Source organism: [Actinomadura] parvosata subsp. kistnae, assembly GCF_900323885.1.
GTDB classification, from domain to species: Bacteria; Actinomycetota; Actinomycetes; order Streptosporangiales; family Streptosporangiaceae; genus Nonomuraea; species Nonomuraea composti.
Window position 1 is genome coordinate 420,549 of the sequence record NZ_OOHJ01000030.1, and the last position, 15,542, is coordinate 436,090.

Here is a 15,542-nt window from a genome sequence, read left to right on the forward strand (position 1 = left end):
TTTCTGTCCCTCGATCAGTAGCGGTAGTAGAGGAAGGGCGAGGGTCCGCCGGCGAAGACCAGGCCGAGGCCGGCGATGACCGCGATGGCGATCGCCCAGGACGGGTTCGGCCGCCAGGAGATCGGCGGGCGCCACCGGCGTCCGGTCTCCTTCTCCTGCGACGGGATGGTGGGCAGCCCCACCTCGTACCGGCCGAGGATCTCCTGCGTGTTGCGGGGGTAGAACAGCGCGATCGCCCCCAGGAAGATCGTCCACAGGATGGCGGGGACGACCGTGAGGCCGCCGAACAGCACGCCGGTGCCGTAGAGCTGGGCGACGCTCGCGCCTCCGGCTGCGCCGAGGCCGGCCATGGTCGCGAGGATCCGCGTGGCCGAGCCGGCGTCGGGAGCACGCAGGTACACCAGCGAGGCGACCAGCGGGACCATCATCAGCAGCCAGCCCACCGGCGCCGGGATGCGCGGCAGCCGCCGCTTGGCCCCGAGCTCCCGCCAGGTGAGGTTGATCGACAGCGCGACCCCGTGGATGGCGCCGGAGATGATGAACCCCCAGCCGGCCCCGTGCCAGAATCCGACCAGCACGAACGTCACGAACACCGGCAGGCAGATCACCGCCAGCAGCCGCACCCACTGCGGCCACTTGCGGCGGATGCCGCGCCGCATCATGGTCGCCGTCATCGGCGTGTACACGTAGCTGGTGAAGAAGCGCACCATCGTCATGTGCCAGCGGCGCCAGAACTCCACCAGACTGGTGGCCTTGAGCGGCGAGTTGAAGTTCAGCGGCAGCCGCACCCCGATCATGTAGCCGAGCCCCAGGGCCATGTCGGAGTAGCCGGAGAAGTCGAAGTACAGCTCGAAGGTGTAGGCCAGCGCGCCGACCCAGGCGCTCCCGGTCGAGACCGCTCCGCCCGCGCCCGCGGTGTCGAACATGGTGGCCACGTACGGGGCGACGCTGTCGGCCATGACCGCCTTCTTGAACAGCCCCATGGCGAACATGGTGAGCCCGACCGCGAGGAACCTCGCCCCGGTTCGCTCGCGTACGGGCGTGTCCAGTTGCGTGAACACCTCGCCCTGGCGCACCAGCGGCCCGGCGGTGACGTAGGGGAAGAACGTGCCGAACAGCAGGTAGTTCAGGAACGACAGCCGCTCGATCTGGCCCACGTAGGTGTCGAGCAGGAAGCCGATCTGGATGAAGGTGTAGAACGACAGCCCCACCGGATACGCGGCGGCCAGCGCGCGCAGGTCGGTGCCGAGCAGGGCGTTGATGTTCTCGGCGAGGAAGCCGGTGTACTTGTAGAAGCCGAGCAGCAGCAGGTTGGCCACGATGCCGGTGATCAGCACGGCTCGCCTGCCGCGGCCGCCTTCGGGCATCCGTCTCATCTGCCAGGCGAACGCGAAGTTCGTCACCACCGAGCCGAGCAGCACCAGCAGATAGCCCGGGCCCAGCGAGGCGTAGAACACCAGCGAGGCGACGATCAGCCAGGCCAGGGCCGGTTTCTGGCTGGTGAACACGCGCGTCAGCAGGTAGTGGCCGGCCAGCACGATCGGCAGGAACACCAGCAGGAAGGTGTAGGAGGTGAAGGACATGGCCCTCAGACCCCCTTGTCCGCGGGGATCAGGCGCACGACCTTCGACAGGCACGCGGGCTTGGCGTGGATCTGGTCGATGAAGTCCGCCGCCACGCAGCCGAGCTTCGCGGGGTCGTAGCCGCCCACAGAGATCACTCCCCACCGCTTGCTCATGTCCTGGGCGACCGCTTCGAGCGAGTTCAGCGTCTTACCGAAGGGGCGCTTCTGAACTTCGGCGTAGAAGTCCGGGTGGTAGGGCGTCTGCGCCAGCACCACACGTACGCCTTTGCTACGCAGAAAACCGATCGCCTTGCCCATCGCGTCGACCAGAGCGGGGTCGATCTTCGGCGCTGTATCCCCGATCTTCAACAGCTCCTTGCGCACGTTGCCGTCGACGAATTTCTTGGTGTATTTGGCGAGGCTTTTTGCGGACCAATGGACGGAGCCGTCCGCCGCGATGACCTCAAGAGCGGGGTTCTGCAGGTCGGCGGTCGGCCCGGGCTCTGCGGGGATCGCCGCCACCTGGCGTGCCCGCTCGAAAACGGCGGGGGCGTAGAACAGGCCCGACCAATTCTTGATGGGCAGCGTGTCGAAAGAGGAGTGCGCGGGGACACCCAGGCGGGTGGCCATCGCCCGGTATTCACCGGCCCACTCCTGCCATTCGGCGGCCTCGCGTTCGGCGGGCGGCTGGAAGCTGATGAAGCGCAGACTCAAGATCAGGGTTTTCGGTAATGTGCCGGCCCGGTCCAGCAGGTACGCCAGCGCGAGCGCGTCCTCCGCCTGATCGTTGCTCACCCACGCGTTGAAGAAGGTCTGGTCGGGAAACAGGTCGGCGTGCGCCTCCCACCAGCGGCTTCCGCCGAACACGAGCACGTCGGGGGCGGCCTTCAGCTGGTAGATCTGCTCGCGCCGCAGCGCCCGCCAGTTGATGTTGGTGTCGTAGTTGGCATAGTTCCGGCCGCGCGTCAGGATGCCGGCGACCTCGCGAATATGCGCGCGATCATAAGCGAGCGGATTCAGCCGATAATTCCAGACGCCCACTCCGGCGAAGAGGAGAACCGCCAGAGCGAGGGTGAGCAGGCTGTATGCGCGGTAACGCGGACGCGCTTCGACGTCAGCGGGCATGGTCGGATGAACCCCCGATCCTGGTGCGCATCGCGATGATGTCGGCCAGAGTCCTTACCCGGCCCCCGCCCGGAGTCCGGCCTCATCGCCATCTGCGTCAGGATCTGCGAATACGCGAGGAACTGTCAAGATGGGCACGTCGCAACCAAATATCGGACAGCCGGTCATACGGGCGAGCACGATACCGAACGAGGAAGACGGATATGAGCGAGCCCGAAACGCTGAATAGGGCAGAATTCCAGAAACAGCCTCCGCGCATTACCAGCATGAAAAGAAGGGATTCGTCCGTGGCGTGTTTCCTCTTCGCAAGAGCGTCGTGAACTCCGCGTGGCGGGTACACGGCCGCCTGCTGCCCCATGCCGAACCGTGCACGTTCTTCGTCGCGGACGGGCGCGTCACGCTGGAGCCGGTGAGCCGGGCGGAAACCCTCGTGTCCGGCGGCTGGATCGTCCCCGGCCTGGTCGACGCGCACTGTCACCTCGGCCTGCGCACCGGCGGCAGCGCCGTCACCACGCCCGAGGAGGCCCGATCGCTGGCCGCCGCCGACCGCGACACCGGGGTGCTGGCGATCAGGGACACGGGTTCACCGATCAGCTTCTCCGAGCTGGACGGGCTCCCCGACATGCCGCGGGTCATCCGTTCCGGACGCCATCTCGCGCCTCCGGGCGGCTACCTGCCCGGCGTCGCGGTCGAGTGCTCCTCCGCCGAGCTGCCCGCCGCAGTGGCCGCCCAGGCCGCCCGGGGCCATCGCTGGATCAAACTCGTCGGCGACTGGATCGACGACGCGTCCGGTGACCTGCTCGTCAGATGGGACGCCGCCTCGGTGAAGACCGCCGTCCAGCACGCCCACGCCCTGGGCGTCAAGATCGCCGCACACGCCTTCAGCGAGGCCGGCGCCGCCATGATGGTCGAGGCGGGCGTCGACTCCATCGAGCACGGCCCAGGGCTGTCGGCCGAACTCCTCGAGGAGATGGCACGATCAGGCACGGCGCTCGTCCCCACGATGAACGCCATCGCCACCTTCCGCTCCATCGCCGCGGTGGCAGAAACTCGCCATCCCCGCTACGCCGCACACCTGCGCCACCTCAGCGCGGGCTTCGGCTCTCTCGTCCGCGCCGCACACGAGATCGGCGTGGCCGTTTACGTGGGAACCGACGCGGGTTGCGACGTCCGACACGGGCTCATCGCCCAGGAGATGCTCGCCCTCCACCGCACCGCCGGCCTGAGCGCGGCACAGGTGCTGGGGGCGGCCTCGTGGCGGGCCCGCGAATGGCTCGGGCTCGACGTCCTCGACGAGGGAAGCCAGGCCGACTTCGTCGTCTACGGCACCGACCCGCGCGAAGATCTCGCAGTGATCAAGCATCCGTGGCGCATCGTCCTCAACGGCGCGGCCATCTGACGCACGCCCTCTGAGAGCCTTGGCCGGCGCGCCACATCGGCGCCCTGTTCCAGCCGGCCTGCTGCAGCCGGCCGCCCCACGATGAGACGGGACAACCGCGTCGCCTGGCTCCCGCTGCGTTCGCAGGAGGCCGTTGGACGCGCGGCTTCACCTCGCTGCTGCGGCCTCCACGGCGGCGGCGACGAAGGAGGCGACCAGGGGGCGGCGGTCGTCCTGCCGCCACGCGAGGACGAGCGCGCTGCCGGGAGCGTCGGTCACGGGCAGGTAGAGGAGGTCGGGGTGCATGGGCTGGACCAGCGAGCGCGGCAGGATCGCGATGGTGCGTCCCAGCCTGATCATTTGCAGGACTTCGGCCGCGTCCGTGACCTCGGGCCCCCGCCTGGTCTCGCGCGCTCCGGTCCAGCGCACGCCTTTCCAGCGCGGCAGGGTTTCCTGGGCGAGGTCGGCGAGGGTGACCTCGGCGCGGGAGGCGAGCCGGTGGTCCGGCGGCAGGATCGCGACGCGCCCCTCGACGATCAGGGTTTCGTGGTTCAGGCCGGTCAGGTCGTCGAACGGCGCGTACAGCAGGGCGACGTCGGCGCGGCCGGCGCGGACGTGATCGGCGCGGTCGGTGGCTCCGCCGAACCGGATGTCCACCTGGCGCGCGTCGGGCCGGGCGGCGTAGGCGGCCAGGATGCCGGACAGGAGGTTCGCGTCACCGCCGGGCTTGATCACCAGGCGCAGGTGGGCCTGCTGGTCGCCGGCCCGGCGGGCCCGGTCGGCGGCGGCGCTGACGGCGTTGAGCGCGTGCCGGCCGTGATGCAGGAGTGCTTCCCCGGCCGGGGTGAGGGTCACGCTCCTGCTGGAGCGCTCCAGCAGCTCGACTCCGAGGCGGCGCTCCAGGCGCCGGACGGCTTTGGACACGGCCGGCTGCGCGACCGCCAGGCGGGCGGCGGCGTGGCCGAAGTGCAGGTGCTCGGCCACGGCCATGAAGTATTCCAACTCGCGGGTCTCCAGCTCGGCCACGCCGTAAGACTACCGCTCGATTCATTCCTGACAGGAATCGAACGAGATCAGGGGGATCTTGGACGCGTGAGAGAAGTGCCTGTTCCCTGGGGGGATGATTCACCACACGATGATCGTTGCGTTCGAGAGTCCGATTCCCGCGAGTGAGCTGGACCGGTACCTGAAGGAGTTCGAGGAGCTCGTGATGGGCTCCGGCGTGGCCGAGTCGTTCGCGGCCCGGCACCACATCCGGGTCCCGGGTGACGACCACGCCCCGGTGGCCGTCGCCAGCGCGATCCTGCAACTGCGGCTGGCCGACCTCGACGCTCTGCACGCGACCTTCACCATGCCGGGGGCCGCCGACCTCATCAAGCGCTGGCAGGCTCGCCACCCGTACAAGGCGATCTGGGTCAACCACGAGCCGCTGGCATGAGCGGCTACGCGGGCAAGGCGGGGCTGGTCACCGGCACCGCCCTGTCGGTCGACGAAGGGTGCCGGGTCGATGAACTCGTCGCGGCCGGCGTTCAGGTGTTCAGACGACCGCCGATGGGCGGGCGGGGCCCCGGTAGGGCAGGGTCTGGCTGTAGACGACGCTGGTGGTGGTGCTGCCGAAGCCGGCCAGCTCGTCCATCAGGGTCTCCAGGTGCTGCATGGAGGTCGCGGCCACCTTCAGCGTGTAGCAGTCGTCGCCGGTGGTGCGTACGCACTCCAGGATCTCGCGCCGCTCGGCGATCAGCCGGCGCAGCGGCTGGTGGTGGTTGCCCGGGTACTTCAGCCGGACGACGGCCAGCACCGGGTAGCCGACCTTGGCCAGGTCGACCACCGCGCGGTAGCCGGTGATGACGCCCTGCGCCTCCAGGTGCCGCACTCGTTCGGTGGTGGCCGAGGCGCTGAGGCTCACGCGCCGGCCCAGCTCGCTGAGGCTGATCCGGGCGTCCTGCTGGAGCTGCTCGATGATCGCCCAGTCGATCTCGTCCAGATTCACGGCCATCGCGCCAATATACCGGCGAATTCCCTGCACAAAGCCGCCAGAACCGGGAGAAGGGCATTCCCGCGACCATGATCATCCCGATAGCGTCCCTGCATGCGACTTGGCGTCAACGTGCCGAACTTCGGGCCCGGCACCGATCCCGGCGTGCTGCGTGAGTGGGCCGGGGTCGTGGAGGGCCTCGGCTTCGACCTGCTCATGATGTCGGACCACGTGGTCATCACCCCCGAGGTGGCCGAGCGGTATCCCGAGCCGTTCCACGAGCCGTTCACCACGCTGTCCTGGCTGGCGGGCATCACCACCAGGGTGCGGCTGGGCACGACCGTGCTCGTGCTGCCCTACCGGCATCCGCTCCTGGTGGCGCGCATGGCCGCCAACCTCCACGGGCTCAGCGGCGGCCGGCTGGTGCTCGGCGTGGGCGTCGGCTGGTCCCGGCAGGAGTTCGAGGCCCTCGGCGTGCCGTTCGCCGAGCGCGGCAAGCTGACCGACGAGTACCTGTCCGTCCTGCGCGCGAGCTCGTCCGTCCCGATCTGGGTCGGCGGCAACAGCGCGGCGGCGATCCGGCGCGCCGAGCTGTACGGCGACGCCTACCACCCGCTGCGCAACACGATGCCGTGGTTGCGCGCGGCCCGCGACAAGTGCCGGGGGACGGCGTTCGCGCCCCGCATCGCCCTGCGGCTGACCGCCGAGCCGGTCACCGACCCCGGGCGGCCGGCCGGGGTGGGCACCCTGGAGCAGGTCCTCGACGACCTCGGCCGGCTCCGCGAGCTGGGGGCGGAGACCGTCCTGCTCGACCCCTACAACGGCGACCCCGAGGAGACCCGCCGCCCCGAGGCGGCCTGGCGGGCACTGACCGCCGTCATGACCCACTGGAGGAGCACATCATGATCACCGCCGCCGACGAGGGCTTCCTGCGCCACGCGATCGCCCTGGCCGCCCGCGCCGTCACCCTGGGCGACGCCCCGTACGGCTCCCTCCTGGTGGGCCCCGACGGCGCGATCCTCGCCGAGGCGCACAACACCGTCCAGCGCGACAACGACATCAGCGCGCACCCGGAGCTGAAGCTGGCCCGGTGGGCGGCGCGCGAGCTCGACGCCGGCACCGCGGCCGGCACCACCATGTACACGAGCTGCCAGCCGTGCGGCATGTGCACCGGCGGCATCGCCCGCTCGGGGCTCGGCCGGGTCGTCTACGCGCTGGCCACCGAGCAGCTCCTGCGGCTCAACCCGGCGGGCGGCTGGCCGGAGGTGCCGCAGGACGGCCCGGCCCTGTTCGAGGAGGCCCGCCTGCCCATCGAGGACTACTACCGCCGGTGACCGCCCGCGTCCGGGCCGCATGCGCCGCCATCCGCCGGCTGCGCGGCGACCGGTCCCGGGTGCCGTGCTGAGCACACCCCGCTCAGCACGGCACCGCGGACGGACGGCTCCGGCTACTCTGATCCCTGATGCACCACATACGACTCGGCGCGCGCGTGCTCTGCCTGGTGCTGACAGGGGTGGCGCTGGCAGCGGGCTGCTCGTCCGCCCAGCAGCCCCGGTCCTCCCCCACCGCCGGCCCGCCGGCGCTGAAGGCGAGCGACCTGGCAGCCTCGGTACGCGCCGCGCCCCTGCTGCACTGGACGGGCTCCTGGGAGGCGCCGATCAAGGGTCCGACGCCCGGCGACCCGTTCCCGGCGGACACGCGGTTCACCGCCGACCTGCGCGCCCTGGGCAACGGCGACGTCTTCGGCACCGTCACGATCGACGGCGCCACGGCGGACGTCCTGGTCCTGGACGGCAAGACCCAGTTCGTCAAAGCGGGCGCCGGCTACTGGCGCGCGTTGCCGCCCGTCCCGGCGCCCGAACGCGAGGTGGCCGGCAGGTGGGTGGCCGAGCAGGACCACCTGCTGTACGGGCTCGACCTGCCCCGGCTGACCCCCCAGCGGGTGGCCGAGGACCTGGCCGGGATCGCCACGCCGGCCACCACCGGCACCGCCGCTCCCCCGATGCCGGTGGTGCCGGCCGACCAGGACCAGCCGACCCGTCCCCCGCTCGCCTACCCGCCGCCCGACGGCGTGCCCGCCGGCGCGCCGCGCCTGGACCTGGTCAGGACGCACCCGTCCGCGGCGGGCGCGGTCCGCAACGGCGCGTACTGGTTCAGTCCCGACGCGCCGCACCGGCTGATCGGCTACTCCGGCATCGATCTGCTGACCGCCTCCGAGCCGTCCAGGAACGCCACAGCTCGGCTGACCGTGCGCGCAGGCACCGCAGAGGAGGCCAAGGCCGCCTACGCCGACCTCGCCGCGCGCCTGCGTAGCGTCCCGCGCACGGTCACCGTCAACGCCAACGTCCGCCTCGAGGAGAAGTGGTCGAAGGTGACCCCGTGCGCCCCGGGCGCGTGCGGTCCCGTCGCGGTGGGCGTGCGCCTGCGCAACCAGCACGACGACCTCACCATCAGCGAGAAGATCACCGTCACGCTGTACGGGTCGGGGTCGTTCGTGCCGGAGCAGATCAACGAAAAGGTCGGCACGTGTCAGATCACCGCCGAACGCATCGCCCCCGGCACGTCGACACGCAAGCTGTGCACCGTCGACGATCCGCGCATTGTGCGCATGCAGGCCAAGGAGAAGTACGTCTGGTTCCGTGCCGAGACCAGCACCACCCTGACGGCGGTCACCGGGCCGAGCGGGGCGGAGAAGCTGGCGCGCGAGCTGCCGTAGACCCGCGGCCGCCGTCGTCGGTGATCTTGAGCTTGCGTACGGCGGGAACCAGCACGAAGGGCAGGTTGGCCACCACGGAGCCGAGGCTGCCGATCCACAGGAGCTGGTGCACGGTGACGGCCTCGCCGAGCAGCCCGCCGACGACACCGCCGAGCGGCAGCGAACCCCACATGAGGAAGCGGAGGCTGGCGTTCATCCTGCCGCGCAGGGCTTCCGGGCAGATCGCCTGGCGGTAGCTGCCCTGGGCGACGTTGTGCAGGACCGCGACCAGGGAGATGAGCGCCATGCCGATCGGGTACAGGGCGAGCCGCCAGCCCGGTCCGGTGAAGGCGACGAGCACGAAGAGCGGCAGCATGAGGGCGGCCGCGCCGAACATCGTGGGGCCGTGACCGAAGCGGGCGATCACGCGTGCCGCGACGAACGCGCCGAGCAGGCCGCCGACCCCCGCGCCCGAGATCATCAGGCCGTAGGCCGCGGCGCCCACGCCCAGCTCGTCGACCAGGTACAACGGCCGGACGATGGCCCAGATGCCGCTGACGAACATGTTCATGGCGCCGACGAGGCCGACCAGGCGCAGAATGGGGTGGCCGAGCACGTAACGCAGGCCCTCCATCAGGCTCACGCGGCCCCCGGCGGGGGTCTCCTCGGCCTTGACGCTCGCCAGCAGCACGGCGGAGATCAGGTAGCTGACCGCGTCGGCCACGATGGCGATGGGCGCCGTGAGCACCTGCACGAGCCAGCCGCCGAGCCCCGGGCCGAACAGCCCGGCGAGGCTGCGCACGGACTCCAGGGTCCCCATGCCCTTGGGCAGCTGCTCCTTGGTCACGATGGACGGCAGGAAGCTCATGTGGGCGACGTCGAAGAAGGCCGTGCCGATGCTGACGATCACGGCGACCGCGTAGAGCTGCGCCAGCGTGAGCGCGTCGAACAGCGCGGCGACCGGGACGGACGCCAGGGACACCGCGCGCAGCACGTCGGCCGTCACCAGGATGGGCTTCCTGCGCAGCCGGTCCACCCACACGCCGGCGGGCAGCCCGAACAGGAGGAAACCGATCATCTCGGCCGCGCCGAGCAGGCCGAGCTCGAACGGGCCCGCGTCGAGCACCAGCAACGCGACCAGCGGGAGGGCCACGCGGGTGACCTGGGTGCCGAACTGGCTGAAGCCGTCGGCGGTGACGTAACGGCGGAGAGCGGGGGTCACCTGATCCAGCCTCGCACAAATGATCGCTCCCCTGCCCGCGCGACCGCGAGTCAGGTGTACGCCATCCGGGCCGACCTGGCGCGCCGCGTTCAAAGGCAGCGCGCGCGGTCGGCTCGGTCCCGCAGCTCACCGTGGTCACCCGAGCACGGATGACTGACGGCCGGCTCCTAGAGGCGCGTCCAGCGCTGGTTGGCCGCGCCGGTGCAGCTCCAGATCTGCAGCCTGGTGCCGTTGGCCGTGGCGTTGCCGGCCACGTCCAGGCACTTGTTCGCGCCGAGCGCCGTGATGCTGCCGTCGGCGTTGAAGCGCCACTTCTGGTTGTTCTGGCCGTTGCAGTCCCAGATGATGACGCCGGTGCCGTCGGCGGTGCCGGCGTTGTTGACGTCCAGGCACTTGCCGCCGTAGACGCGCAGCTCGCCGGCGGAGGTGGCGGTCCACTGCTGGTTGGCCTGGGTGTGGCAGTCCCAGATCACCACCTGCGCGCCGTTGGCCTGGGAGGCGCCGGACACGTCGAGGCACCTGCCGGAGCCGGCGCCCTGGATGCGGGTGGCCGTCGGGGTGGGGGTGCCGCCGCTGACCCGGAACACGGCGGTGCCGTGCGCGGGGACGCTCGCCGAGATGGCGCCGGTGGTCGTCGTGACGGCGTTCGTCCAGGCGTCGCGCAGCGTGAACGAGGTGCCGCTCAGGCCGATGGCGGCGGCCGTGGTGCTGATCGTGGTGGTGCCGCCGCCCTGGTTGAACAGGGCGACCGCGACGTCGCCGTTGCTCAGCCGCTTGGCCAGGATGCGCCTCGTGCCGTCGTTGGAGACCTGGGCGGCCTGGAGGCCGAGCGGATCCTGGTTGATGGCGATGAGGCTCTGGTTCTTCAGGATCGCCGAGGTGGCGGCGTCCATGTTGCGGACGTCGTTCCCGGCGATCAGCGGCGCCGCCATGACGGCCCACAGGGCGAAGTGGCTGCGCATCTCGGTGTCGTTCATGCCGCCCCGGCCGACGACCATCATGTCCGGGTCGTTGAACGCCCCCGGCCGGGCGCGGCCCGCGAGCGGCACGTTGACGTTGACGATGTTCTGGATGCCCATCGGGTAGCCGTTGGTCTGGCCGGTGTTCCAGGCGTTGGTGATGTCCTCGGTGGTGCGCCAGATGTTGGCGACGTCGCCCCAGTCGCGCTGCGGGCCGGTCTTCTCGTGGATGCTGTTGGGGTTGATGCTGTAGAGGATGGGCCGGCCGGTCGCCGCCAGCGCGTCCCGCATCTTCGCGAACGTGCGCACCTGGTCGTCGATGGTGCCCGTCGGGGAGCACCAGTCGTACTTGAGGTAGTCGACGCCCCAGGCGGCGAACTGCCGGGCGTCCTGCGCCTCGTGGTTGAGGCTGCCGGTCGCGCCCGGGTAGGAGTTGAAGTACTGGGCGCAGGTCTTGTCCAGCGGCGCCTGGTAGAGGCCGAACTTCAGGCCCCTGGCGTGCAGGTAGTCGCCGAGCGCCTTCATGCCGCTCGGGAAGCGGGACGGGTTGGCCTGGAGGTTGCCCGCCGAGTCGCGGTTGGGGTCGAACCAGCAGTCGTCGACCACGACGTACTGGTAGCCCAGGTCGCGCATGCCGGAGCTGACGAGCGTGTCGGCCGTCTGCTTGATCAGGGTCTCGTTGATGTTGCAGCCGAAGGTGTTCCAGGTGTTCCAGCCCATCGGCGGGGTACGGCCGACGCCGTTCTCCAGCGCCTGCGCCGGGGAGGCCACCGCCCCCGTGGTCAGGACCAGCAGCGCGGCGGCGAGGGAAAGACGCGTTCGTTTCCTGCTCATGAATTCCTCTCCTCGATGGGCGTGTCGCATGGCACCACTCCCGTTGTTAGCGCTAACATCCGGTCCCGCAGAGCTGCATCGGCCACTCCGGTGAGGACGTTGACGCGGAGTACATCCGACGGCCTGACCCGACGTCAACGCGGGCGGTTGCGGCCGATGGGGACGTGGCCGGGGAAACGACTTCTCGCCTGGACTTTCGCCCGGGGAAGATCGCGCCGCATCGCCCCGCGCCGGTGAAAGTTTCACGTTGGCGCCGGTAACGTGCGAGGGCCTCGAAGTTAAGTTGCCGCCTTGAATGCGCGCAGTTCACGCCCGACAAGCGATAGACGCATTCAAACATCCCATGTTCGAGGGCGAGCTCTACTGTCCGCCGCGGATAGGTCTTGGCGAGCTACGGAAAACGTCCTATGTTCGGGCGGTGAAGACCCCTTGATCTCCTTGAAACTTTCCACGGACGGCCATTCTTCTGCCACCCCCCAAGCCTTGGCCGAAAGGTGCCCCCATGTCCCGCCCACCCCGCCGGTTCAGCCGGCGTCATCTGCTCGCCGCGACCGGCCTCACCACGGCTGCCAGCCTGTTACGAGTCGACAGTGCCCGGGCCGCCGCACCGAGCAGTTACAGCCCTACCTGGGCCTCGGTCGACCAGCACCCGCCGGCCCCCGAATGGTTCCAGGACGCCAAGTTCGGCATCTACTTCCATTGGGGCGTCTTCAGCGTCCCGGCGTTCGCCAACGAGTGGTACCCCCGCAACATGTACTTCAGCGGCTCGGCGGAGAACAACCACCATCGGGACGTCTACGGCGACCCGTCCACGTGGCCGTACCACAACTTCATCAACGGCGCGCGCGACCGGGCCGGCAACTGGGTGCAGTTCGCACCGAAGCTGAAGTCCGCGGGCGGTACCTTCGACCCCGCCGAGTGGGCCCAGCTGTTCGCCGACGCCGGCGCCAGGTTCGCCGGGCCGGTGGCCGAGCACCACGACGGCTACTCGATGTGGAACAGCAGGGTGAACGAGTGGAACTCGGTCGCCACCGGCCCCCGGCTCGACCTCCTGCGGCTGCACGCCGACGCGATCAGGGCCAAGGGCCTCAAACTGCTGGTGTCGCTGCACCACGCCTACAACTTCACCGGCTTCTACGAGCGGGTGCCGGCGCAGTCCACGAACAGTCTCAAGAAGCTGTACGGGCAGCTCGGCGCAGCGGCGGAGAACCAGCTCTGGTTCGACAAGCTGAAGGAGGTCATCGACGGCTACCAGCCCGACATCATCTGGCAGGACTTCAACCTGGGCCGGATCGACGAGTCGCGGCGGCTGGACTTCCTGGCGTACTACTACAACCAGGCGATCGCGTGGAACCGCGAGGTGGTCGCCACGTACAAGGACGGGTTCAACAACCGGGGCGAGGTCTTCGACTACGAGCGCGGCGGACCGGCCGGCCTCCAGTCCCCCTACTGGCTCACCGACGACAGCATCTCCAGCTCCAGCTGGTGCTACACGGTGGGCATCGGCTACTACTCGCTCGAGGCCATGCTGCACGCGCTGATCGACCGCGTCAGCAAGAACGGCAACATGCTGCTGAACATCGCCCCGATGGCCGACGGCACCATCCCGGCCGGGCAGCGCACGCTCCTGCTCGGCATGGGCGACTACCTGCGGCGCTTCGGCGAGTCGATCTACAACACGCGGGCCTGGGCCGCGTTCGGTGAAGGGCCGACGCAGATGGGCGGCGGCAGCTTCGTCACGCCGCGGCCCGGCACCAACCGGGACATCCGCTTCACCCGGAGCAAGGACAACCGGGTGCTGTACGCCACCGTGCTCGGCTGGCCCGGCGGCACGCTCGACATCGCCACGCTGGGATCGAACCGGATCAACCTGAGCAGCCTCACCTCGGTGCAGCTCCTCGGCTCCACGGCCGGCCAGTACATCGACCTTCCCGGCCGCCGGCAGGACGGCTCCGGGCTGCACATCACCATGCCCGCCGCCACCGCTCCCTTCGGCGCGCCCGCGTATGTGGTCAAGCTGACCTTCGCCGGCCAGATCCCCGCCCTCGGCAGCGCTCCGGTGCCGACCAGCTGGGTCCGGATCACGAACGTCGCCACCGGCCTCGTCCTGGACAGCGGCGGGAACGTCGCCTCCGGTTCGGCGCTCAAGCAGTGGAACTACGACGGCAGCACGAACCTGCAGTGGCAGCTGGTGGACCTGGGCGGCGGCTGGTACCGCATCGTCAACCGCACCAACGGTATGGTCGCCGACAGCTGGGGCAACTCCGCCAACGGCGCTCCCGCCCGGCAAACGTCCTGGAACGGCGGCGACAACCAGCAGTGGCGGCTGAACGGCGTGGGCGACGGCCGCTACCAGATCATCAACCGGGGCACGGGCACGGCGCTCGACAGCGGCGGCGTCACGACCGTCGGCTCCCAGGTGAAGCTCTGGTCCCCCGACTCCAGCACCAACCTGCAATGGACGATCACCGCGGTGTGACAGGACGCCGGAGGTCGCCCGTCAGGCTCCGGTCACGTCGCTGCGCCGCTCGATCAGCAGCACGTCCCGCCACACGCCGTGGTGGCGGCCGAGCCGCTCGCGGGTGCCGACCACGCGGAAGCCGAGCGCCTGGTGCAGGGCCAGGCTGGCGGCGTTCTCGGGGAAGACGCCGGACTGGATCGTCCAGACGCCGGCGTCCTCGCCGGCCGCGATGAACGCGCTCAGCAGCGCGCGGCCGATGCCGTGCGCCTGGCAGCCGGGGTGGACGTAGATGCTGTGCTCGACCACCCCGGCATAAACGGGGCGGGCCGACACCTGGGAGGCGGCCACCCAGCCGGCCACCTGCCCGGTGCCGGTGTCGGCGGCCACGTACCGCAGGTGCGGCAGCCGGGCGGCGGTGAAGGCCTCCCAGCTCGGCGCGATGGTCTCGAAGCTGGCCTGCCCGGTGTCCAGCCCGGCCTGGTAGATGGCCAGCACCTGGGAGGCGTCGGACGCGCGCATCGGCCGGATCTCCAGGCCCTCCCCGGCGGCGGGCTTGACCGCCTGGACGATCGCCGAGCGCACCCCGTCGCCGTGGTCGGCGGTCGGCACGATCCGCACGCCGACGAACCCGGCCGCCGCCAGCAGCGCGCGGTAGGCGGCCACCGGCAGCGCCCCGGCCACGCGGCCGACGCGTTGCTCGGCCGCGCGGCGGCGCTCCGGATCCGGCTCGCCGTCCACCACCACGTCGCCGACGCCCAACCGGCCGCCCGGCCGCAGCACCCGGAACGCCTCGGCCAGCGCCGCCGCCCTGTCCTCGGACAGGTTGATCACGCGGTCGGAGATGACCGCGTCCACCGACCGGTCCGGCAGCGGCACGTCGACGCCGCCGCCGAGGTCCTTCATCCGCAGGTGGGCGCGGCCGGGACCGGCTCGCCCATCACCACGTCGGCCGCCGTCGGGAAGGAGCGCACGCAGTTCTCGTTGATCCGGTACAGGCTGGAGGTGCCCTGCCGCTCTACCAGCACGAACCGCACCTCGGCCAGGATCTTCAGGTGGTGCGAGACGGTGGACTGCCCCACCCCGGAGGCGGCCACGATCTCGCCCACGCTCATCGGCGCCCGCCGCCGGGCCAGCAGCGACACGATCTGGATGCGGGTGGCATCGGCCAGGGCCTTGAACCAGCTCGCGTACTCCTCGGCCGCCGCGCGGGGCAGCGGCCCCTTCTCCGCATTCATCGTCCATCGACGATAGTCGATGAAATGCGGAGAGGGAAGCCCGCCTTGACGATCGTTCCCTTTGATCCCTACTCTCCTGAAATGGTAATGGTTA

Annotated in this window: 14 protein-coding genes; 6 read left to right on the forward strand and 8 right to left on the reverse strand. The window is 70.3% G+C overall.

Annotated features, from left to right (window positions below):
- Positions 1-14: 14 nt before the first annotated feature.
- Both KIS93_RS57730 and KIS93_RS57735 read right to left on the reverse strand, forming a co-directional pair.
- Positions 15-1,583, reverse strand: a complete 1,569-nt coding sequence (locus KIS93_RS57730) for an MBOAT family O-acyltransferase (protein ID WP_080039535.1) — start codon at positions 1,581-1,583, stop codon at positions 15-17.
- A gap of 5 nt (positions 1,584-1,588) precedes the next feature.
- Positions 1,589-2,689, reverse strand: a complete 1,101-nt coding sequence (locus KIS93_RS57735) for a hypothetical protein (protein WP_080039536.1) — start codon at positions 2,687-2,689, stop codon at positions 1,589-1,591.
- 316 nt (positions 2,690-3,005) lie between these two features.
- Here KIS93_RS57735 and KIS93_RS57740 point away from each other — a divergent pair, with 316 nt between their 5' ends.
- A complete protein-coding gene (locus KIS93_RS57740) occupies positions 3,006-4,088 on the forward strand; it encodes an amidohydrolase family protein (RefSeq protein WP_080039537.1) in 1,083 nt (360 codons plus the stop codon).
- Positions 4,089-4,235: 147 nt separating this feature from the next.
- Here the strand turns inward: KIS93_RS57740 and KIS93_RS57745 are convergent, their stop codons facing one another.
- Positions 4,236-5,093 (reverse strand): LysR family transcriptional regulator, encoded by an 858-nt coding sequence (locus KIS93_RS57745; protein WP_080039538.1) that lies wholly within the window; start codon positions 5,091-5,093, stop codon positions 4,236-4,238.
- Positions 5,094-5,202: 109 nt separating this feature from the next.
- Here KIS93_RS57745 and KIS93_RS57750 point away from each other — a divergent pair, with 109 nt between their 5' ends.
- The gene (locus KIS93_RS57750) at positions 5,203-5,505 is read left to right on the forward strand and encodes a hypothetical protein (protein ID WP_222108086.1); all 303 of its coding nucleotides are present in this window, start codon (positions 5,203-5,205) and stop codon (positions 5,503-5,505) included.
- Positions 5,506-5,604: 99 nt separating this feature from the next.
- On the opposite strand, the gene KIS93_RS57755 is transcribed toward KIS93_RS57750, so the two are convergent.
- Positions 5,605-6,063: an Lrp/AsnC family transcriptional regulator gene (locus KIS93_RS57755; protein ID WP_080039540.1), complete on the reverse strand. Its 459-nt coding sequence runs from the start codon at positions 6,061-6,063 to the stop codon at positions 5,605-5,607.
- Positions 6,064-6,156: 93 nt separating this feature from the next.
- Here KIS93_RS57755 and KIS93_RS57760 point away from each other — a divergent pair, with 93 nt between their 5' ends.
- From KIS93_RS57760 to KIS93_RS57770, 3 genes are all read left to right on the forward strand, one after another.
- Entirely contained in the window at positions 6,157-6,948 is a 792-nt protein-coding gene (locus KIS93_RS57760) for an LLM class flavin-dependent oxidoreductase (RefSeq protein ID WP_080039541.1), read from the forward strand.
- Positions 6,945-7,376, forward strand: a complete 432-nt coding sequence (locus KIS93_RS57765) for a nucleoside deaminase (RefSeq protein WP_080039542.1) — start codon at positions 6,945-6,947, stop codon at positions 7,374-7,376. Before KIS93_RS57760 ends, KIS93_RS57765 begins: the two co-directional genes overlap by 4 nt.
- A 128-nt stretch (positions 7,377-7,504) precedes the next feature.
- A complete protein-coding gene (locus KIS93_RS57770; protein ID WP_155127688.1) occupies positions 7,505-8,758 on the forward strand; it encodes a hypothetical protein in 1,254 nt (417 codons plus the stop codon).
- Here KIS93_RS57770 and KIS93_RS57775 read toward each other — a convergent pair.
- Positions 8,712-9,959, reverse strand: coding sequence for an MFS transporter (locus KIS93_RS57775; RefSeq protein WP_186405070.1), 1,248 nt, complete (start codon positions 9,957-9,959; stop codon positions 8,712-8,714). The two genes, KIS93_RS57770 and KIS93_RS57775, sit on opposite strands and share 47 nt — an antisense overlap.
- A 167-nt stretch (positions 9,960-10,126) precedes the next feature.
- On the reverse strand, positions 10,127-11,752 hold the full coding sequence (locus KIS93_RS57780) for a glycoside hydrolase family 27 protein (protein WP_080039545.1): 1,626 nt from the start codon (positions 11,750-11,752) through the stop codon (positions 10,127-10,129).
- A gap of 502 nt (positions 11,753-12,254) precedes the next feature.
- Here KIS93_RS57780 and KIS93_RS66895 point away from each other — a divergent pair.
- Entirely contained in the window at positions 12,255-14,231 is a 1,977-nt protein-coding gene (locus KIS93_RS66895) for an alpha-L-fucosidase (protein ID WP_080039546.1), read from the forward strand.
- Between the two features lie 21 nt (positions 14,232-14,252).
- Here KIS93_RS66895 and KIS93_RS57790 read toward each other — a convergent pair whose 3' ends face one another.
- Positions 14,253-15,116 carry a GNAT family N-acetyltransferase gene (locus KIS93_RS57790; protein WP_080039547.1) on the reverse strand — a complete coding sequence of 288 codons (864 nt, stop codon included), beginning with the start codon at positions 15,114-15,116 and terminating at the stop codon, positions 14,253-14,255.
- Complete coding sequence (locus tag KIS93_RS57795; protein WP_080039548.1) at positions 15,113-15,448, reverse strand: ArsR/SmtB family transcription factor; 336 nt, start codon at positions 15,446-15,448, stop codon at positions 15,113-15,115. Before KIS93_RS57795 ends, KIS93_RS57790 begins: the two co-directional genes overlap by 4 nt.
- Positions 15,449-15,542 lie beyond the last annotated feature (94 nt).